Source organism: Bacillus sp. 17RED48 (genome assembly GCF_019837545.1).
In the GTDB taxonomy this organism is placed as follows: domain Bacteria; phylum Bacillota; class Bacilli; order Bacillales; family Bacillaceae_G; genus Bacillus_A; species Bacillus_A wiedmannii.
Genome location: NZ_JADAXG010000003.1, coordinates 821078 through 842634, shown reverse-complemented (window position 1 = coordinate 842634; position 21557 = coordinate 821078). Strand labels below are relative to the sequence as shown.

General features: G+C 32.7%; 24 protein-coding genes and 1 pseudogene. 8 read left to right on the top strand and 17 right to left on the bottom strand.

The window, feature by feature from the left end; translation table 11 throughout:
• From ILT06_RS17130 to ILT06_RS17115, 4 genes and pseudogenes are all read right to left on the bottom strand, one after another.
• A pseudogene (locus tag ILT06_RS17130) lies at positions 1-193 on the bottom strand (BC_2427 family protein); the annotation flags it as partial.
• A gap of 129 nt (positions 194-322) precedes the next feature.
• Positions 323-1018: a CsxC family protein gene (locus tag ILT06_RS17125; RefSeq protein WP_002013348.1), complete on the bottom strand. Its 696-nt coding sequence runs from the start codon at positions 1016-1018 to the stop codon at positions 323-325.
• 521 nt (positions 1019-1539) lie between these two features.
• Positions 1540-2310, bottom strand: coding sequence for a GNAT family N-acetyltransferase (locus tag ILT06_RS17120; protein ID WP_222655314.1), 771 nt, complete (start codon positions 2308-2310; stop codon positions 1540-1542).
• Positions 2311-2568: 258 nt separating this feature from the next.
• A complete protein-coding gene (locus ILT06_RS17115) occupies positions 2569-3348 on the bottom strand; it encodes a BC_2878 family exosporium-associated protein (RefSeq protein ID WP_222655313.1) in 780 nt (259 codons plus the stop codon).
• Between the two features lie 253 nt (positions 3349-3601).
• Here ILT06_RS17115 and ILT06_RS17110 point away from each other — a divergent pair, with 253 nt between their 5' ends.
• The gene (locus ILT06_RS17110) at positions 3602-3922 is read left to right on the top strand and encodes a hypothetical protein (protein WP_001062728.1); all 321 of its coding nucleotides are present in this window, start codon (positions 3602-3604) and stop codon (positions 3920-3922) included.
• Positions 3923-3976: 54 nt separating this feature from the next.
• On the opposite strand, the gene ILT06_RS17105 is transcribed toward ILT06_RS17110, so the two are convergent.
• The 5 genes from ILT06_RS17105 to ILT06_RS17085 all read right to left on the bottom strand — a co-directional run bounded on the left by ILT06_RS17105 (position 3977) and on the right by ILT06_RS17085 (position 9505).
• Complete coding sequence (locus ILT06_RS17105; protein ID WP_222655312.1) at positions 3977-5512, bottom strand: MDR family MFS transporter; 1536 nt, start codon at positions 5510-5512, stop codon at positions 3977-3979.
• Positions 5513-5535: 23 nt separating this feature from the next.
• Positions 5536-6243 carry a hypothetical protein gene (locus ILT06_RS17100; RefSeq protein ID WP_000401032.1) on the bottom strand — a complete coding sequence of 236 codons (708 nt, stop codon included), beginning with the start codon at positions 6241-6243 and terminating at the stop codon, positions 5536-5538.
• Positions 6244-6261: 18 nt separating this feature from the next.
• Positions 6262-6972: a bactofilin family protein gene (locus ILT06_RS17095; RefSeq protein ID WP_001258388.1), complete on the bottom strand. Its 711-nt coding sequence runs from the start codon at positions 6970-6972 to the stop codon at positions 6262-6264.
• Between the two features lie 13 nt (positions 6973-6985).
• Complete coding sequence (locus ILT06_RS17090) at positions 6986-7609, bottom strand: YhbD family protein (protein ID WP_000102255.1); 624 nt, start codon at positions 7607-7609, stop codon at positions 6986-6988.
• A gap of 159 nt (positions 7610-7768) precedes the next feature.
• Positions 7769-9505 (bottom strand): ABC transporter substrate-binding protein, encoded by a 1737-nt coding sequence (locus ILT06_RS17085; protein ID WP_222655311.1) that lies wholly within the window; start codon positions 9503-9505, stop codon positions 7769-7771.
• A gap of 101 nt (positions 9506-9606) precedes the next feature.
• Between ILT06_RS17085 and ILT06_RS17080 the strand changes: the two genes are divergently transcribed.
• Positions 9607-10833, top strand: a complete 1227-nt coding sequence (locus ILT06_RS17080) for an MDR family MFS transporter (protein ID WP_222655310.1) — start codon at positions 9607-9609, stop codon at positions 10831-10833.
• Between the two features lie 65 nt (positions 10834-10898).
• Here the strand turns inward: ILT06_RS17080 and ILT06_RS17075 are convergent, their stop codons facing one another.
• The 8 genes from ILT06_RS17075 to ILT06_RS17040 all read right to left on the bottom strand — a co-directional run bounded on the left by ILT06_RS17075 (position 10899) and on the right by ILT06_RS17040 (position 16194).
• Entirely contained in the window at positions 10899-11567 is a 669-nt protein-coding gene (locus ILT06_RS17075; RefSeq protein WP_154131825.1) for a YjgB family protein, read from the bottom strand.
• A gap of 17 nt (positions 11568-11584) precedes the next feature.
• Positions 11585-12442, bottom strand: a complete 858-nt coding sequence (locus ILT06_RS17070; RefSeq protein WP_064475556.1) for a gluzincin family metallopeptidase — start codon at positions 12440-12442, stop codon at positions 11585-11587.
• A gap of 219 nt (positions 12443-12661) precedes the next feature.
• Positions 12662-13057 carry a hypothetical protein gene (locus ILT06_RS17065; protein WP_000847586.1) on the bottom strand — a complete coding sequence of 132 codons (396 nt, stop codon included), beginning with the start codon at positions 13055-13057 and terminating at the stop codon, positions 12662-12664.
• A gap of 77 nt (positions 13058-13134) precedes the next feature.
• Positions 13135-13377, bottom strand: a complete 243-nt coding sequence (locus tag ILT06_RS17060) for a GlsB/YeaQ/YmgE family stress response membrane protein (protein ID WP_064475557.1) — start codon at positions 13375-13377, stop codon at positions 13135-13137.
• Between the two features lie 165 nt (positions 13378-13542).
• Positions 13543-14508 carry a nucleoside hydrolase gene (locus tag ILT06_RS17055; RefSeq protein WP_064475558.1) on the bottom strand — a complete coding sequence of 322 codons (966 nt, stop codon included), beginning with the start codon at positions 14506-14508 and terminating at the stop codon, positions 13543-13545.
• Between the two features lie 77 nt (positions 14509-14585).
• The gene (locus ILT06_RS17050; protein ID WP_000621879.1) at positions 14586-14774 is read right to left on the bottom strand and encodes a DUF3970 family protein; all 189 of its coding nucleotides are present in this window, start codon (positions 14772-14774) and stop codon (positions 14586-14588) included.
• A gap of 69 nt (positions 14775-14843) precedes the next feature.
• Entirely contained in the window at positions 14844-15629 is a 786-nt protein-coding gene (locus ILT06_RS17045) for a class I SAM-dependent methyltransferase (RefSeq protein ID WP_064475560.1), read from the bottom strand.
• A 196-nt stretch (positions 15630-15825) separates the two neighbouring features.
• A complete protein-coding gene (locus ILT06_RS17040) occupies positions 15826-16194 on the bottom strand; it encodes a hypothetical protein (protein ID WP_098103617.1) in 369 nt (122 codons plus the stop codon).
• 501 nt (positions 16195-16695) lie between these two features.
• Between ILT06_RS17040 and ILT06_RS17035 the strand changes: the two genes are divergently transcribed.
• The 6 genes from ILT06_RS17035 (at position 16696) to ILT06_RS17010 (ending at position 21515) form a co-directional block, all read left to right on the top strand.
• Positions 16696-16848: a YqbF domain-containing protein gene (locus ILT06_RS17035; RefSeq protein ID WP_071723536.1), complete on the top strand. Its 153-nt coding sequence runs from the start codon at positions 16696-16698 to the stop codon at positions 16846-16848.
• Between the two features lie 290 nt (positions 16849-17138).
• Entirely contained in the window at positions 17139-18341 is a 1203-nt protein-coding gene (locus ILT06_RS17030; protein WP_000269247.1) for an MFS transporter, read from the top strand.
• 165 nt (positions 18342-18506) lie between these two features.
• Entirely contained in the window at positions 18507-18794 is a 288-nt protein-coding gene (locus tag ILT06_RS17025; protein ID WP_370458089.1) for a hypothetical protein, read from the top strand.
• A 170-nt stretch (positions 18795-18964) separates the two neighbouring features.
• Complete coding sequence (locus tag ILT06_RS17020) at positions 18965-19327, top strand: hypothetical protein (protein ID WP_064475563.1); 363 nt, start codon at positions 18965-18967, stop codon at positions 19325-19327.
• Between the two features lie 533 nt (positions 19328-19860).
• Complete coding sequence (locus ILT06_RS17015; protein WP_154131828.1) at positions 19861-21060, top strand: LL-diaminopimelate aminotransferase; 1200 nt, start codon at positions 19861-19863, stop codon at positions 21058-21060.
• A 56-nt stretch (positions 21061-21116) separates the two neighbouring features.
• Positions 21117-21515 (top strand): 3-hydroxyacyl-ACP dehydratase FabZ family protein, encoded by a 399-nt coding sequence (locus ILT06_RS17010; protein WP_098102550.1) that lies wholly within the window; start codon positions 21117-21119, stop codon positions 21513-21515.
• Positions 21516-21557: the final 42 nt, after the last annotated feature.

Genomic DNA, 21557 nt, shown 5'->3' with positions numbered 1-21557 from the left:
ATACTTCCTCTTCTTTCTTTACTTCAGATACTTCCTCTTCTTTCTTTACTTCACATACTTCCTCTTCTTTCTTTACTTCAGATACTTCCTCTTCTTTCTTTACTATTCTTTCTCGTGAATTATCTTGTTTATTTAGATCTTTATACTTGTGAATTTCATCCCATAGCACCTTACCAATCCATGGCTTATTCATCACCATCCCCCCATCTAATAAAATTCAGGAAAATATGTTATTTTACACGTATTCATTTTCATCATTATATATGTTTTATAATAATAAAAAAGACATTGTCTTTTTATTAAAGACAATGCTTTTTTAGTCTTATACTTGTACTTGTTGTACTTGTAAAACTTTTAAAGTAAGATCTAGTACAATTTTTTCACGAAGAGTTCCAAATGGCTCGTTTAATTCTGTTGGACAAGGTGAAAAGTCTAATTCGAAAAATTGTGCGCTTACTAATTCACAATATGGTTGTTCATTATAAAAAACTGTATTTTCGAAGAAGTATTTGTCTAAACGTGGTAAATCACCATTTTTAGGATTAATAAAGTGAGATGTAGTATCTGAGGAAGAAGCTACTACAGCTTGTGATAGAAAATCAGCTGCTGTTAAATCTGCAAAACCAGAAAATGGAACATTTGCAATACGATCATATAGCACTCCATTACACTCATCATTTGCATATTCAATATTTTTACGAATATATCCTTGTACAAATAATTTTGCTCTTGTAACTCGGCGGTAATTTGTACCTGGTACTGGAGTAAATGCTACAGGAACTAACTTACATTGTGTTAAAAATACATTTTTTAACACACGTTTAATCTCAGTTGCTGGAGGATCTAATGAAATATCAGATTCTACAACAATTTGAATTGTTCTTTCTGCTAATACAACTGGTATTTTTACAATCGGTGTTCCTGGAGTAAGAATTGGTGTTGCAGCTGCATCACTTAATGGCGTTTGAGTTTGTCCATCTACCTGACATGGTACATTAATTGGGCATTGTTCGCTCATATTTTATAATCTCCTTTATAAAAAAATTAGAGTTTTTTAACTCTCTTTACTGTATATGTATTTTTTCTATTAATGCGTGGGTTTGTATCATAGTCACTTTTATCATTTGCAAATAAAGATAGTATTCTATCTTTAATAGTCAAATACACACAGTTTAATATAATTAGTTTTTATGAATATTTACCTATTAAAAAAATTCTTAACTATTATCGCGGAAAAACACCATAATATGTTGATTAAGTTCAATAGTAAAAAGGATATCCATATTTTCGAAGAAACTTTCAAAAATCTATTCTTAAATTTATTAAGACAAATAAAATTAATTTTGTTAATTTCTTCATTCCATAATATCTATGCAACAGCAAATTAATATTGGATGCACCTTATTGTTAAAAAATAAAAACCGACTTTTTCAAGTCGATTTTTATACCCAATTTGTAATTTAAAAAAAGAGTAATTAACACGAATTTTATAGGATTTTCTAGACTTTTTCTGTTGTACAATTGTACAAATTCATTCATTTACCTATTATCCACAAAATAAGCATCATACGCCTTATCAAAAACATATCCTAGCTTTTCTGCTAGTTTAGCAGACGTAGTATTCGCTGCATCCCAATTTGGATATATCCCTTTTTCTAGACACTCCAAGATTAACGCCGCACTAACTATAGTTGCCAACCCTTTTCTTCTATGATTGTGATCAGTCGCCACTTCAATTTCAATGCCATTATCATAAATACTATACGATGATGCACCACATACAACTTCATCTTTATATAAAATGCTATAACCTATACCTCGGTTTATATAATCTTCCACCGTTTGAAATTGACTTGTAAAATCTTCAGAGACCTTATGTAATGTGGGAATATTTACGATATGTTCATCTATTTTTCGTAACTCGTATCCTTTTGGAAGCGCTGATATAAAAGATTGTAATTTTGAATGATTAAAAACTTCCGCATTCCGTTTGAACTTATAGCGTAAAAACTTATCTATTTTTCTTTCGTAAAATGTTTCTAAACGCTTTTTCCACTCTTCACTATTTGCGATTACTAACATTCTATCAGGAATGTTACGTACTAATTCTTCAGTTTCTTTCGCATTCGAATCACCAGCGTAAAATGTAAAGATCCCTACCTTAACTTGCGCTACTGTTGGGTTTTCAAGATTATTTACCCAAGCAGTACCCATATGTCCTTGTAAATAAGAAAGTAAAACAACGTTATTGAAATCCTCGAACATAGTAACTAATTTTTCTCTCGTATGTATACTCGCTTCATATATCATGTACATTCCCGCTTTCTTTGGAATCAGTTTAACTCTACTTTTCATATATAAACAAAAGTTTATTAAACTATATATAATCGTAAAATATTCGTAAATATAAAATTATTATAACATCTAATGAATAGTAAGCGACTGTCCTGTATAAAGGTTAACAGTAAATATACTTAATAATAATTGCAATCTACATGTAACCGATTATCATCTTTTATTATGTAATACCCCTCAATACTCGTTTGAGGGTTCATTTAAATACGTATGTTATAACTCCTTCTTAGAAATAAATGATTCTGTTCCTCCGTTTTTATATACTTTAGTCACTTTAACAACAGATGTGTACGTATTATCGACATTCGATATCATCTTTTTCATCTCTTCTATCTCAGCATTACCAGTTCCACTCTCGATTTTCAAGCAGTTCGAAATGTTGAGGTATCCACTCGATGCGAAAAGAATAATAAACGTAAGATCAGGGAAATTAATGAACAGTATTCCAAACTTTAAAGGATTCGTAGCCGTATAAGATAAAACTAATCGAAAGTTTAATAGTTCCGGCACTTGAACAAAATCTTTAGAAACAATCGCTTCACCTATTATAGTAATTTGCTTTACGACATTCCCCAGCTCATCTATAAATTCAGTACAACTAGGTGCATCAATTGTTTTTGCTTGTAGTGATATATTCAATTCTGGATTGTCAAAATCAAAAAAGAGTGTACTTCCCTCTGTTAAACATTGCGGACAAACATTTCCAAGTAGACTAAAATCCTCTTCAATAAATTTAACTTTCGTTTTACAACTACAAACTTTTCCTATTCGGATTGCATCAATCCTAGAGCAATCTAGAAAAATAACCTCATTGTCCTCTTGTACGAAGGATACGATACCATTCCTCTTATTAAATGATAGAAAATAAGATACATAAATTTCGTTTCCAGCTATTTCAATACTCTCAACTTTTGTAAAAGGCTCTAGACTTCGCAAAAATTCACAAATACTATTTTGGCAGCATTGATAATTTCGTTTCGGCTCACAACCCACTTATACTCCATCCCTTCCCTATATGTTTTATCTAATACATATAATATGAACGGAGCATAAAAAAGCTTGGACAATATAACTTTAACTCAGGAATATAGGTACTTACTTATCACATTAATAATGAAATTACGCCAATAATGAGTAATAACACATAAATTTCCCTATAAATACATATAACAATTTCATCTTTCATGAAAAAAACGTTATAATAAGGTGTAGCCTCTACGATTACGTTATAAAGGAGAATAAAACAATGGCTAAAATTAAAGTATACCAAGCAAAAGAAGAAAATATGGATGCAGTAAAGAACATCATTGATGTTGAGGAACAAAACCCAACTGCTGAAAACTTACAAAATCTATATGCATGTGTATTAGAAACAGAAGATATGGCATTGCCTGAATCATACATTGAAGAAGATATCTTAATTGATTCTATGGAAGTTATGGTTAACGCTTCTCAAAACAAACTAAGAGACTTAGGTGCATACGATGTAATCGAAGTTCAAAACAAAGGTAAGAAGACACAAATTTTATTATTAGCAGACGAAGAATACGAAATTATCGAAGGCTAATCTAAATCCGTACATACGAAAAAGCTCCTTTCCAATTGGAAAGGAGCTTTTTCATTACGCTTTTGATGTTTCACTCTTTTTATTCGTTTGTTTTTTCTTAATTACCATACGCTCATTTCCCATAAAGAAAATAAATATGAATGCTAGACCTGCTGGTACCAATGCCCACATAAATGTTTGAACAATGGAGCTAGAAAGAGCGTCAATAATTTTCTCTAATATTTGCGGCGGGATTTGAGATCTTGCCGATTCTGATAGAATAGCTCTTGAATCTCCTAAAGCGTTTGTATTCATTCCTCCGCTCATACCTTTAAAAGCTTCTTCTAATTGATCTTGGAAACCTGTTCTTTGAATCATTCCGAAGATTGTAATACCAAGTGTCATTCCTAGTGAACGAATGAAATTACTCGTTGAAGTTGCAGATCCACGCTGTTCTATACCGAAGTTGTGAATAGCTGCCATACTTAGTACAGAGAATGAGAAACCTACTCCAAATCCAATAATAATCATATAAACCGTTAATAATATACGACTTGTTTCTGGCGTTAATGTGCTTAATAAGAATAGTCCAATTAGCATAATAACAGCAGAAATAATCATAATGTTTCGGTAGCTAAGCTTCGTCGTTAAAAATCCACCTAATTGAGCTGTTACGACTGATCCTAACATCATCGGTAAAAGTAATAATCCTGAGTTTGTTGCGCTACCACCGTATACACCTTGAATGAATAACGGTATGTATACAGTTGCTGACATGAACGCAGCACCGTAACATAATGCAATAATGGTACTCATTCCGAATAAACGTTGTTTAAACATTTCAAATGAAATGATCGGTTCTTCTACTTTACGTTCAATAAAAATAAATGCAATAATTAAAATAGCGAATCCGCCAAATAAACTTAAAATAAAGTTAGAATCCCAATCATACTTTTGTCCACCTAGTTCTAAAGCAAACATTAGCGAAACTACTGCACCAACTAAAGTAATTGCGCCAAACCAATCAATTTTTTGCTTTCTATGAACTCGTGATTCTTTATAAAAGAATGTAATAAAAATAAGTGCTAAAACGCCAAGCGGTAAGTTAATGTAAAATACCCAGTGCCAGCTTATGTAATCTGTAATATACGCACCAAGCAACGGACCAAAAATACTTGATAAACCAAATACTGCTCCGAATAATCCACCCATTTTCCCGCGCTTTTCAGGAGGGAAAATATCAAAAACGATAGTAAACGCGATCGGCACTAATGCCCCGCCGCCAATACCTTGAATGGCACGATAAATACCTAACTGTGTAATATTTTCAGCAGTACCACAAAGTGCCGAACCAATCATAAAGACGATTAAACCGAAAATAAAGAATCTCTTTCTACCATACATATCTGATAGTTTTCCGAATATCGGCATACCTGCCATTTCTGCGACCATATAGGCAGAAACGACCCATACAAAGTTTTCAAGGCCTCCTAAGTCACCAACAATCGTTCCCATCGCCGTTACGACAATGGTATTATCCATTGATGCCATTAAAATACCTAGCAATAAGCCCGCCACAACAAAGCCGAGCTTATTATTCTTCTCAACCATAACCTTGCTCTCCCTCGTACTACTTATATTTGTTTATGTTCTTTTACGACTGCATTACCTTTTTGGTTAAAACTAGTATGATATTCTACAACACTAATTTCACATCCTGGACCAATGGTAACGTTGTTTCCTCTTACAACTTCAGCAATCGTATGCTCTAAATAAATTTCATCTCCTTCAATGATAGACGTTTGGAGGCTTCCAGCATGACTTGTAAATGGAATAAATCTCGCTTTTTTATGAACGGTAATCTTCTTACCGCCAATCTCTCTCACTTTACTTCCTTCATAACGAAGTGAAATATCAATATTTTCAGCATTAAGTAATCCATCACTTTCAAGGCCACCAGTTAGTGATAGTTCTTCAACTTCAATATCTCCTTTCACATTTAAAGCGCCTTTCACATCTACGAAATCACCAGTAAACTTCCCTTTAACTTCTATCATACCTCTTACTTTCGTTTTTTCAATATGGGCATCACTATTCATTTGTGTATTTCCGTATACTTTTACATATTCAGCAGTTACATTTCCTTGTACTTCACTATCTCCATACACGACATAATTTTTCACTTTCATATTACCGCGCACTTCACTCGTTCCGTACGTTTTAAATTCATTACAGCTCATATCATTAGAAATCGTTCCTTCACCGCGAATCTTCACTTTGTTATAATCCCCGCCTGCTGAACTACCAGAACCATTAACAGTAAGACTATGTTGATGTTCCATATTACTTTCTCCCTTCCATTAAATCTGCTTCATTTCTTTTACATTTGCGCTTTTATCAACAGTAAGAACACCCGTATATTCGATCAGTTCAATCTCACAGTTCGCTCCTACTGTAACATTGTTTCCTCTTACCGTTTTTATGTGAGCATAATCAATATCGATATTGTCACCTTCTAATAGTTCAGCCTCTAATTGCATACCAAATACTGATTTAAACAGTCTACTAAAAGTACTTAGTCTATGTTTTACTTTAATCGTTTGACCACCAATTTCTTTTGCTCGACATGTACCGTGAATATTAATATTTATTTCATCGGCGCTTAATAATCCACCAATTGTAAATTGTCCTTCTGAAGAAAAAGTATCCACTTCACAATTCCCATCAATCGTTGCTTGACCGTTGATTTTAAATTTTTCACCAGTTACATTTCCACCTACTGTACCTTTTCCTGCAATTTTTAAACTGTTCGCCTTCACATCTTGCGTAATTGTTGCTTTCCCATCAATTCGCATCGTTTCCGCAATAACTGTACCATCGACTTTACCCGATCCACTAATTCTTGCATTGCTACTTTTCAAATTTCCAGTAACAGCACCGTAACCGTTACATTCAAATTGATCACATTCAACATTTCCATTAACAGTCCCTTTTCCATTTAATTGCACTTTAAGAAACTCGCCGCCATTCGATGAACCGTAACCATTTATAATCAAATTATCTGTACGCATACTTTCTCCTCCACTACAACAGTTTCGTTTTTAATGCTTCGGTATATTTCATAATCGCTTCGCGTAAAACTATTTTGGTACCTTTTTCAAAAATTAAATCGTCCACGTTTGAAACTAAGAAACATGTAGAAATCCCTAACTTTCGGACGATGATTAAGTCACAAGCTTTATGCTTAATCGCCTCATAATTTTCACGTAAAACTTGCAAGACCATTTTTCCTTCTTCTAAACTAATCTCTCCCGATTGTAGTAATTCTTCTAACATATACACATAAAGAATATCTACAAATTGAAACTCTGTTGTTTTATTCGTTTGTTCTATGAAGAATTGTAAAACTGGCTCTGATGCAATTCCTTTACGTAAGACGTCTTCCTTTGTTAAAAGGATTTCTCTTACACTCGGTGAAAACATATTTGCTAGTTCATCAAGTGATAAATCTTCTTTCATCGTTTGGATTTTATCAATACGCTCTAATATCTTTTCTTTCGGAAAAAATGTCTCTTGACCCGTGAATGTTGACTTTCGTACAAACCAATCTTCCGGTATTAAATTTTTTCTTTTCCACCTATATAACTGTCCGTATGAAATACCAGTTAGTTCTAATAAATCTTTTTTTGAAATTAAATCTGTACTCAACTGTATAACACTCCTTCCTGATAACAATGTAACATAACACTGTTACGCTGTAAATAGACTTTTATCATAGGTAGCGTAACAATGTGTAAAACAACCCTCTTTCACACAAAAAAATAAGGTTCTCACGCATCCTATAAAATGCGTAAAAACCCTTATATATCAGCATGTAAACCATATTTCATAAAAATCAATCCACCCTTGTGAATTAATCATTATATTTTGTACTTTTTCGTGAGAAGTTACTTGTTGTTTGTTACGATATAAAGGAATAATATGAATGTGACGCAACAAAGTGTCCTCAATATTGCGTAACAATGTAACTCTATTCTCTAAATGTTCTTCTTTAAAATACGGGGACAACATTTTATGAAAGTTCATGCTGCTTTGCCCATGAATAAAGCTATTTTTTGTAAGAAACATATATAGCAGACTATCTTCAATACGTTCACTAATAGTTGCACTATCATGCATCATATCAGCCTTTTGTATCGTACTGATTTCCAATAACTCTTCAACTTCAAGAAATTTATTTTCTACACGAATCCCATACTTCGCACACTCTTTCTGAATCCATTGTGCATCTTCTACGTGATCTTGTCCTGTAAATGTGTAGAGTTGTAGCACTTCATAATGGTACGTACTCCTTTTAATTAAACTAGCTATATCTTCCTCAATCTCTACTATGCTTTCATTTGCTAATATTAGTTTCTTTGCCACTTCTCCACGTTCGCCGCAGAGCTCTTGAACAATTTTATCGCCATGAATAATTTTATAAAGCGCCTTTCGAAACAACTCATCTTGCATTGGCCCTTCTTTTACAAGATTGCACGTTACATATGTCACGTTCGATTCAAGCCGAGACAACTCTTTATTGGGCTTTTCTTTATCTTTATACTGCGTCTTTACTAATACATCATACGTATTTACATTTTGCTCTACATTCATTAGTTCAATTCGGTCAAGAAAAGGTCTTTCACGATAATATAAATCATGCACTTCTAATACAAATAACTGTGCATTTTTCTCACGTAATATAAAAGGACCTGTACCAATAAAGCTTCCTTTTTCATCTTCATGTACGATAGAACACTGTTCTGCACTTAGCATATGTAAAAACATCCTATTTTCCGTATGTAATTGAATTTCAACAACAAATTCATCCACTGCATGGACATTTTTAACATGTTGCAACATCCATGCGTGTGGGTTGTTTTCCGCTTTCATAAATCGATTTAATGAATGTATAACATCATGTGCGGTAAGTCGTTTTCTATTATGAAGATGAACGCCTTTTCTTAAATAAAATGTCCAAACCTTTTCAGCGTCATTATATTGCCAGTGAAAAGCAAGTCTTGGCTCTATACAATTTGTTTCCTCATTCACATATACGAGTGTATCAAAAATATGTTTAACCATATGACATTCTGAGCGCATCGTAGCGTATACCGGATCTAAAGCGATGTCTAGATTCATTTGTACTTGCAACCGAAGTACATCTTTTCTTCCATCAGGTGTCCTTTCTATTTTATGACCAAATATTGAATCTACCCAAGCTTCATATTCTTTCTTTACTGATGGAAATTGTGAGCTGTAGCGTTCCACAAATGAGATTCCACTTTTCACATCCCCTTTTTTCGTTAGTTCTTTTCCTCTGTCTAAAATCAATGTCATCGGTTGCTTTTGAAATATTAATTTAGAACGATTCCCTCTTCCGCGCCCTGGAAACCAAGCGATCCAATTTAACTCTTCTAATTTTTTTATTATTAATTTACTATTACGCTCCGTACAAAATAATGTTTCTGCTATCATTTGTACGGTTACTTCTAATTGTTCTCCTTCTTGTCTCCCTTTACCATAGGTACACCATAGTGCAATATACTGATCTAAAATAAACATCATAATCCCCCTAAAAGGTGAAAAATAACCCCTTTTGTTTCTACCCTTTTTCCACTTCTCCTTTCATCTTATCATTTCAATATAGAAAGGAGGAATTAATATTGAACAATCTCTTACTACGTTATAATAAACCAATTATTATAAGACTGTGCGGCGAATTATTAACCCGAACAACCGAATCCATGTTAGCTCTTATTATGATTATTTACGTTAATAAAATGTTAAACGGTAATATAATAATAACTATGCTCATCTTTGGACTACAACCACTATCAGACATTGTATTTACACTTATTGCTGGGGGAATTACTGATAAATATGGGCGAAAGAAAATTATGTTACTCGGCTTATTGCTACAAGGCGTTGCAATCGGTAGCTTCATCTTTGCTCAATCTGTTTTTATATTTGCTTTGCTTTACGTCATAAATGGGATTGGCCGTTCCCTATATATTCCCGCTCAACGTACACAAATTGCTGATTTATCAACACAAAAACAACAAGCAGAAATTTTTGCTCTTTTGCATACGATGGCTGCAATTGGTTCCGTAATCGGTCCAATAATTGGTGCTATCTTTTATCGTACTCACCCTGAATATTTATTTATAATGCAAAGCATTACACTTATGGTATATGCAGTAGTTGTATGGACGCAGCTTCCAGAAACCGCTCCAGTATTTATAGAGCCAAAGCAAAAAGTTGAAGTATCATCTTCAAAACAATTTGTAAGCAAGCATTACGCCGTTTTAGGACTTATGATTACTACACTCCCTATTAGCTTTTTTTATGCTCAAACTGAGACAAATTATCGCATTTTCGCTAAAGATATATTTCCAGATTTCGTATTCATGCTCGCTTTTATTTCAACATGCAAGGCTATAATGGAAATCTTCCTGCAAGTTTTCCTTGTGAAATGGTCTGAACGATTTTCTATGGCGAAAATTATTCTTATTTCTTATACCTGCTATACAATAGCTGCAATTGGCTACGGGATTTCAGCAACAATCACGTCACTATTCTTCACTTTACTTTTTTTAGTCATTGGGGAAAGTATTGCCTTAAACCATTTACTTCGATTCGTTTCAGAAATCGCTCCTACAGATAAGCGTGGATTGTATTTTTCAATTTACGGGTTACATTGGGATATATCTCGTACGTGCGGTCCTGTACTTGGTGCGGTTTTATTAAGTAAACTAAACGGTAGCATGCTATTTTATATTTGCGCTTGTTTCTTAATAATGGGAGGGATTATTCAAGCACTGTTTATTCATAATGTAGAACGTAATAAAATAAATAAAGACGTTTCGGAGCATACCCCTCATATTTTATAGGATGCTTTCTTTATAAAAAGAAGGATGTCACAAAAGTCTCGAGACTTTTGTGACACCCTTTTTTATTACCCTGCCATTTTATTAATACTATCTTCTGGTGAAAATACCGAAATATGATTTACCTTACCAGTCGATTTTGGAATAATGAATTTTAACTCAAACTGATTGTTTACTTTATATACGTATATTTTATCTTCCCCATTTACTTTAACTGAAGCTGGTTTTCCTAATGCTTTCTCTATTTCTTGTAATGTAATTAATTTTAGCTCTGCATGATAGGAGCGTACATCAAAAACTTGTGATCCTTTATTAAAACCGAAGGAAACATTTTTATTTGTAAAGGTAGCATACATTCCGTTGCCTGCTTGTTCCGTTTTATCTGCTTTACCCCAATCTCTTTCTATTTCTTCAATATCACCTGTATGTGCTGCGAACGGAACATTAGGTACTTTTCCTTCTTTCGCTAGTTCAAACAAATCTTTAATGTGGTTAATTGATTTTTGATTTATAACTGTATCTTTCGTGCTTGAATCTGTCTTTGTTTTTTCTGATCCTTCATTATTTGATTTTACTTCAGGCTCTTTCTTTTCTTCAGAAGAATTATTTTGTTCGTTTTTACTATTTTCCGAGGTTGGGTTTGTTTCCTTTTTTTCGTCTGTCCCTTTACATGCTACTAATGCAAATATGCATGTAAAAGCGAGAAATAACATAGCTATCTTTACATACACTTTCATACATTTCAGCCCCCCTATTATAATCTTATTCCTTTCGATAACCAATCCATGACACCGCTTTTCAAATTGTGTTTGTTCCAAAAAGTAAATGCTTCACTCTCTCCCAATACTTGTACAACATATTCTACAAAAGCTGTTCCTAAAAAATAACCGAGTCGGTTGTATCCAAAATACTGTCCTCCAGATAACCGAAACCACTCTTTCTCTTTTTCAAACGTCCATCCTTCTATATAATCTTCCAAAAAACGATTCTTTATTTGTTCTTCATTTTCTATATAGCATTGTAACCAACGTTCGCCATCATTGTTATATGAGTAGTACACTGATTCATTTAAACCTCTCATAATTTGCTTTGATAAATATGTTGCAACACCTTCACGATACAAATTAACTGATCCGTCAGTCCAATCGGCTTTCCCCCAATCCATTCCATCATTGTGTAACATAACATTATGATATATATGTCCTATTTCGTGAGCGACAATAACACGAAGGTGATTTACATCTGGAGATAATTTTTCTGCCGCAAAAAATATGTCTCCAATAATTTCCCTTTCTACAAATGCATTAGAGCCAAAAGCTCCAACAAATAGATGAAAATTCATATTTACATCAAAGTTATATTTATAATGATATTCATTCGTTATTTCTTGAATAATAGTCGGTAATGTTTCTGCAATGATACGAATTTCTTCTATTTTTGCGGGATATTGTTTAATGGCATTAGAAACTCGTTCTCTCGTATGTGGACAATGATACTTAAAGTATTCTTCAAATATCTCTGGATACGAAGTAAAGTATTGGTTGAGGACTGCTAATTCTACATCGTTACTTTCCCATAATTTTAAAAAACTTGGAATTGTATTATTTATCATTTTTTCCATCTCCTTATATATCCCTTCTCGCCATTTACACTGCAATCCTTCCTGAAACGTAGAAAAAGCAACAAAGAAAGATGAGTCTTCTTTGTTGCTTTTTCTGTTTAATCAAACCATTTATCACCATCAGAAATCCATTTACCATTATGCAAATCATAACATTTATTATAATAATAAAAAAAGCTGCCCAAAAAGGACAGCTTTACATATGTATTTTTACACTTCGATTGACTTACCATCTTCAACAATATGATAAAGTAAGTGAGCTAAATGATGAATTGGGCCATACTCTTCCTCTTCCTCATCTGTTTCACCGTGGAATTCAAGATCATTTAAGTATAGTGCTAAAAATTGATAGTATAATTTTAAATCAAATCCGTAGCACGCAGTTGGCTCTTCATGATCCCCTTCGTATTGTAACATTAAGTATTGATCATTACCTTCTGCATCTTCTGCATCAAAGAATACGAAGAATCCAACGTTTGTATCTAAATCAAATAGATGACGAGTGCCTTTTTCTGTTGCTTTATTGAAGTCCTCTTCACTTAATTTATGTACTGTTGTCGCTTTAGCATTATCTTCTTGATGGAAATTTACTGTAAATGTTTTCAATGCTGACACCTCCTGATTGTATAATACTAGCATAACATATAAAAAGGACTGCTTACAAATGTAAACAGTCCGTACATTCATTTCCGCATTGCTCGTAATAAAAAGCTTACGATGAAAATTAAAATAATCGCACCGATTAAAGCTGGAATAATTGCAAACCCGCCTATTACAGGGCCAAAACTACCAAGTAATTTCGTACCAACCCAAGAACCGATAATACCAGCAATAATATTACCAATTACACCACCTGGTACGTCTCTTCCAGTAATTAAGCTTGCAAACCATCCTAATAAACCACCAACGATTAAAGACCAAATCATATGATAACCTCCTTTATATTTCACCAATCAAAATATAATTAGAAACAATTGCTTACCATTAGTTATGTTACATTTTCCATAAGTTATTCATACAGCTTAACCACTAAGTTAGTTCAAAACAGTGAACGATCTTTTTTGAACTGACAATTTATACAGTTCCACATATTAAGGACAATCAGGCTTTAATATCGTTCGCATAAATTCTTCTTTAAAAGCCAGATAGTTAAAACCAACTGCAATTTTTTGGATAGGCCTATTATCAAACGTTGTCGGCTCAGCTATTTTTCTAAAGTCTGCCACACTTTGTCCTCTTGTTACGTCATTTGTCGTACTAATCCAAACTGCAGATTTTTTATATTCAAAAATATCATCATTTATAAAAGAAATGAACGGAAGTAAATCGTGAATTGGACTTCCAGCAATACCCGGGTATTCTTTTTTATAAAAGTTCTCATAATAAAAATCGATCATTGGTTTAATGAGTTTTGCCTGCCCTGTTCCTTCTTTATTGATCATATCCAACATTTCAGGAGTAATTAGAGCGTCTTGTGTTACATTTAACGGATAAATAGTCGCATTCTTTGCGTACTTCATAACAATATTTGCGGCGATTGGATCTCCATAAAAATTCGCTTCTGATACAGGAGTAACGTTACCAGGAAATAAAAAAGCACCACCCATAATATAATACGAACATACCTTATCCATGACATTTGGATATAATAAAAATAACGTTGCCAATGTTGTTAATCGTCCTGTCGCTACAATAATGATATCTTCTGGACAAGGCTCAATTAATTTAATTAATTCACAAAAATTTTCCCGTTTACAAATCCTCATATCAGGTGGAATAATTGGACCTAAACCGTGATCTCCATGAATTTCAGGAAAGAATAAAGGTTCTTCTGCTGTCATCGGTCTTGCTGCACCCTCAATGATTTTTACTTCTGTAGCATAGTATCTTTCTAAAAAATACACATTTTCCGTTACAATCTCTCGCGATACATTCCCATATTCAGCAACAATACCTATAATATCTAATTTACATGTTTTATTTGCATAAATTAACGCCACAGCATCGTCAATACCAAAGTCTCCAAAAAAGATGATTTTCTTATTAACTATCCTCACCCCTCTTCAGCATAGTCTACTACTATTATTATGTGAAAAAGACAAGGCTGTGAAACGGTACAAACTAAAAAAGCCACCTATTTATTGGCGACTTCAATCTTTTTATAAGATAAATATGCTAGTACATTTTTACTTGAATCGTATTTTGGATTATTTCCTTTTCTCGGTTCTCTCATATGTGTTTTTTCAAATCCAGGAATATCTGGCATTTTCTCCATAAATTCAAGCATTTCTTCTTCAGTTCCTTCAATACGTACGCGAATCATTATTATATTTCCTCAATTCTCATTTTCTCTGTACTAAGTATAACGTACTTTGAAAAGACTGCAAGAAATTTATCTTTTTAATGTCGCGCTTTTTTTGCATACAAACAATGCCATTTCAGTATAAAACGAATTTATTTTATTATTTTCAATTTGAATATTAAAGAATTCTTGCATTTCAACTGGTGTTTTCATCATACATTCTGTTAATTTCATACGTTTCTGCAAAGGTACATTCATCATATCGCACCACCAGTCAAATTCAAATTTCTTGTCAAAAGTAAGGCATGATTGCATTTGCAAACCGTTTTTTTCTAACATGGTAATCCATTCTGTTTTTTTCAGCGCTCGTTCATGACTCGGATCTCGCTTTTTTTCTATAAAATTATAAAATGTATCAAATTCATTATTTTCCGGTGAAACATTATCTATCAAAATAAACAATCCATTATGTTCTAACGTACGATTTACTTCATAAATAAACTGAGCTGGATTCGTAAAATGATGTGCTGCAATTCGGCATGTAATCGTATCAAAAGAACTATCGGCAAACGGTAAACTTTCAGCGTTTCCAGCGACAAAAGATACATTTTCATATCCATTACTTATAATAAAGTTTTTTGCATTCTCTAACATTTTTTCTGTTAAGTCTAAGGCAACTACTTCTTTAAACAATGGAGCTAATACATTCGCAACATGTCCACCGCCAGTAGCAATATCAAGAAGACGATTATTATGACGAGACTCTACTTGTTGAACTACATATTGTAAATCCGGTCCTTTTGCATGAATTTTACTTTTTACATACTTTTCCGCATTATTACCAAACTGTTGTTTTACAAGCTCTTCTTTACTCATTTTATCATCTTCTTTCTATTGTTACTTACATATAAGATTCATGTAATAATTAAAGTTCTCTTTATGTATTTTCAAATCCTCTTTTCAGCTTACTTCTTATCATGCTGTCCTATCATCGATATAATATTAATGTTACGTTTTATTACTAAACAAAAAAGGCTACGGGAACTTGTCCCCTAACCTGACTAAATATTTATTACATTTTTACTTTTTCATATACATCTATATAATATAAATCCTCTTTCAACTTCATAATAACGTCTACTTCGTTATAAGTAGCCTCACGAGCATGTAAACCAAATTGATCCATACCAATCCATATCCATCCAGGTGTATGCTGTAGAACATCTATGTTAAAATAATCTAATTTAATAAGCTCCGATTTAATAAAATTATCTTTATTAGCGATTTGTTTATCTATTAAACCATATTCTTTTCCATTTTCAAGTAGCGATATAATTTTCCCTAAAATCGGATGTTCACGTATAATAAAATGATATTCCCTTTCGTCTACATTCGCCATAATTAAACAAGAATTAGATAAATCAGATCCTAAATTCGACATCTTTATTTATTCACCTCCTTTATGAGTTTCACAAACATAATAACAAATGAATATTCAAATAAAATTAATATAATGTAAAAAATAAAATTAATATAATGTAAAAAATAAAAAAGCTGACTCCCTTTTAGAAATCAACCTTTATATTTGGATCATCTGTATACTTTTACAAACTATTATAATGTTTCTTTTTCCTCATCATTCCCGGAAACTAAATTCCCAATAGCATCTGCCGTTACTTCAACTACAAATTCACAAATACCTGCTACAACTTCTCCAATTACTTCATCCATCTTTTTACCCCCTTATTTTATGTAACTTATTTGTAGTATAGAAGAGATTGGTTATTTTTAACTATCGGAAAACGTGACAAAAACATTACAATTTTGTAATGTTTTGTAATTTGTTTAGTTCCTATCCTTTGAAACTCCAAGTATGATTAACAAGCATATAGGCCATCATAATATCAATTAAGTTCCAATTATGCTAGAGGAGGCGTGTAAAATATACTACGTAAAATTAATTAAAGGTCAATCATTCTATGCTTTTGATCATCGTTTCTTAATGTCTGAAGAAGAAAAGGTTTCCGAGAAAGTTTATAATTACTTACGTCGTAATGAATTTTTCGAAGTACGTAAAGAAGAATATTCAGCCTGATGTATTAAAAGCATCAAGAAAAATATCATTTAATTGTGATATTTTCTTGATGCTTTTATTTTATTTATCCTTAATTTCAATGAATATGTAATCATTGGTTGTATGCATTTTGACTTACTTGTTTCATCTATTAACACATCAAATTTTTGACAAATCAAAAAGATTGAAATCCACTCATGAAACACGTAATATAGACTCTGACTCTAAAAAAGTTCGTTATAAATTAAACATAAAATAAGGAGGTTTTATATACGAGTTTTTCATTTTAAAAGACGGAGAGGTTTTACATTATGTGGCGTAATAAAAATGTTTGGATTGTGTTAATTGGGGAGTTTATTGCTGGTCTAGGGCTATGGCTTGGTATTCTTGGCAACCTTGAATTTATGCAAAAATATGTCCCTTCTGATTTCATGAAATCAGTTATATTATTCATCGGACTATTAGCTGGTGTACTAGTTGGTCCTATGGCCGGTCGTATTATCGATCAATATGAAAAGAAAAAAGTTCTTCTTTATGCTGGGTTCGGTCGCGTTATTAGTGTTATTTTTATGTTTTTCGCTATCCAATTTGAAAGTATTGCCTTTATGATTGCATTTATGGTTGCTCTTCAAATTTCTGCAGCATTTTACTTCCCTGCATTACAATCTGTAATTCCACTCATCGTACGTGAGCATGAGTTATTACAGATGAACGGTGTACATATGAATGTAGGTACAATCGCTCGTATTGCAGGTACTTCACTAGGTGGAATTCTTTTAGTTGTAATGAGTTTACAGTATATGTATGCCTTCTCAATGGCAGCATACGCTTTATTATTCCTCTCAACTTTCTTCCTACAATTCGAAGATAAGAAATCAACAACACCAAGTAAACAAGCTGCGAAAGATAATAGCTTTATGGAAGTCTTTCGTATTTTAAAAGGAATTCCTATTGCTTTTACAGCACTTATATTAAGTATTATCCCTCTATTATTTATAGCCGGATTTAATTTAATGGTAATCAACATTAGTGAAATGCAACATGATCCAACGATTAAAGGCTTTATATATACCATTGAAGGTGTAGCATTTATGTTAGGGGCCTTCGTTATTAAACGTTTATCTGACCATTTCAAACCTGAAAAATTATTATATTTCTTCGCTGTTTGTACCGCTTTTGCACATCTTTCCTTGTTCTTTAGCGATATAAAATGGATGTCTCTTACATCATTTGGTTTATTTGGTTTTAGTGTTGGTTGCTTCTTCCCTATTATGTCGACAATTTTCCAAACGAAAGTGGAAAAAAGCTATCATGGTCGTCTCTTCTCATTCCGTAATATGTTTGAGAGAGTTATGTTCCAAATTGTCTTACTCGGCACAGGCTTCTTCTTAGATACGATTGGATTGCAATATATGGTTCTCATTTTCGGTGTGATTTCATTATTAATTATTTTCATTTCATTATCTAAACAGAAACAATATGAAAAACAACCTTCGCAATCTGCGAATTTATAACATAAACAAAGACGCATGGATCATATTTGATTAATCCATGCGTCTTTGTTATATAAAGCCTTATTTATTACGTTTATTGTAATTATTTAAAGGAGTACCCTCTTTCGCTTTCGAATACAGTATACTAACATGATATATACAGGAGGTGCGAAATTGTCTGATGTTATGCAGTTATTTAGTATCTTTATTTTTGTATTAGCTCTGTTTAGCATCATAAACTTTTTAGCTATTTCCTTATCTGGACATAACTTTAAAAGAAGAATTATCGCAGGTTTCATATTTTTACTGATAACTCCTATTGTTTTTTTTGCTACCTTAGCATTCGCTTCTATATTTGATAAAGCTGGATTTGGCGCAGGTGGGCTAGCCTTCATTGTTGCAATTATATATATTTTAAATGGAATAATGATCCTACTTTCCTCATTATTTTTCCTCAAAAGAGACATAACATAGGCTATAGTACTCTGCATGAATCTGACTTTATACTAGATTCATGCTTTTTCAATTCTCCCAAAATTTTTATGTGAAATTAAATAATTCTTTATAAAAATTTAAACTTTATTTATTACAATATTTGTATCGTATTCGCACGTTTATTGAAAATGAAAAGAAAGGAGTACAAAATGAAAAAGATTCTATTAATTATTCCAATATTCATCGTTCTACTTAGCGGATGTAGCAATAATGATATATACGGTTCTTGGGAAGTCGTTGACAACAAAAATGGTCTTTGCCCTGCATCTTATAAATTTGAAACAGTTGTAAAAGAAGAAAAGAAAGAAAAAATTGTTCAATATTTAGTTGAGATGCAAACATCAAAGGAAAAAGAAGATTTATACAAAGGCTCATTTGTAAAGAATTCTAATGTATATCACATTGATTATGGTAACTCATTTACATCGGATCAAACTTTAAAAGTTGTCGATGGCAAATTAAATGTATACTTTTATGCAGTGGAAAAGTTATGTACATATAAAAAGAAATGATTACACTTCATATAAGACGCAGAAAATATTTTCTGCGTTATTTTTAATTTACAAAACCTCCCCAAAAACATTTCCCTCTTTTAAATCTTTAAATTTAAATGTAGTATTATATAATAACAATATTTTAATGCGAGGTGCTTTTTTTGAGAAGTTTAAGTTCATTAATTGTATCAACAATCTGTTCCATTATCCTAATCCTATGGAGTGCACTTTCATTTTATGAAAGATTCTCGACAGGAAATTCATACTATTGGCTTAGTGGTATATTAGGCCTCGTTTTCATGTTCTTTTTCATCCAAAATATGCGGGATATACTTAATAAAAACTATAAAACATCCTAAACCGTATAGAAATATATAATAAACAATTCAGTTAACCAATCCTTATTTACAACGCCCTTTCAAAAAAGACTAATCCTCCCTCTAAATTTGTCAATCGTTTTAATTTTCATAAAAAAATGATAAAATGTAAACATGTGTTTTCAGAATAATTAAAAACGCAGAAAGAAAACACTGTTTTTAGGAGGGGTTTTGATGACTTACACGTTAGCAACTAGAATGAAAGCATTCCAATCTTCTATATTTAGTGAATTAGGGGCTTATAAAAAAGAAAAAATTGCAGCAGGTCACAAAATGATTGATTTAAGTATCGGGAATCCTGATATGCCGCCTGCTGACTTCGTAAGAGAAGAAATGGTACATACAGCAAGTAAAAAAGAAAGCTACGGATACACATTAAGTGGTATTCAAGAATTTCACGAAGCTGTAACTGAATATTACAACAACACTCATAACGTTAAATTAAATGCCAATAAAGAAGTTTTATTATTAATGGGTTCACAGGACGGACTCGTTCACTTACCTATGGTTTATGCAAATCCGGGAGATATTATATTAGTTCCGGATCCAGGATATACAGCTTATGAAACTGGAATTCAAATGGCTGGTGCAACATCTTACTACATGCCATTAAAGAAAGAAAATGAATTCTTACCTAATTTAGCAGCTATCCCCGAAGATATTGCTGATCAAGCAAAGATGATGATTTTAAACTTCCCAGGGAATCCAGTTCCAGCAATGGCTCATGCAGATTTCTTTAAAGAGGTAATCGCATTTGCGAAAAAGCATAACATTATTGTTGTCCATGATTTTGCTTATGCTGAATTTTATTTTGATGGCAATAAACCAATTAGCTTCCTCTCTGTACCTGGTGCTAAAGAAGTTGGAGTAGAAATCAACTCTTTATCAAAAAGTTATAGTTTAGCAGGTAGCCGTATTGGATATATGATTGGAAACGAAGAAATTGTTCGTGCACTTACTCAATTTAAATCAAATACAGATTATGGTGTGTTTTTACCAATTCAAAAAGCGGCATCAGCGGCACTAAGAAATGGCGCTGCGTTTTGTGAGAAAAATCGCAGTATTTATCAAGAACGTAGAGATACTTTAGTTGATGGATTCCGAACATTTGGTTGGAATGTTGATAAACCAGCTGGTAGTATGTTCGTCTGGGCCGAAATTCCGAAAGGCTGGACTTCTATAGATTTCGCTTATGCATTAATGGATCGTGCGAATGTCGTTGTTACACCAGGTCATGCATTTGGACCTCATGGAGAAGGCTTTGTACGTATTGCACTTGTTCAAGATAAAGAAGTGTTACAACAAGTTGTTGAAAACATTAGAAATAGCGGTATTTTTTCTCTTGAAAAAATAAATGAATTAGTTAAAAATTAATGATAACTCCCCTGCTTAACTGTAGCAGGGGTATTATTTATTGGAGGTACTTTCATATGCATATTAAAGACACTCTTCCTCATCGTTATCCTTTTTTAATGATTGATAAAGTAACAAATATAATCCATAGTCAATCCGTTACGGGATATAAACTCATTTCAAATAATGAGTGGTTTATAAATGATAATCAAAAACATATGCCTCATATGTTAATTGTAGAAGCACTTGCTCAGCTTAGTCCATTTGTACATACAAGTGACTCTGAAGGGCTAGGCTTCCTCTCCTCATTAGATGGGGTTGAATTCCATGGAAACGCATTTCCCGGTGATAAGCTTGATTTACATTATGAGCTAACTCGTAATCGACGAGGTTTTATTCTCGGTAAAGGTACTGCAACTGTTAACGATCAGCCGATTGTAACTATAGAAAAACTATTAATATATCAAGCAGAATAGAGATGATGTAATTCGTCGGGATATCTCACTCCTACAAATTCG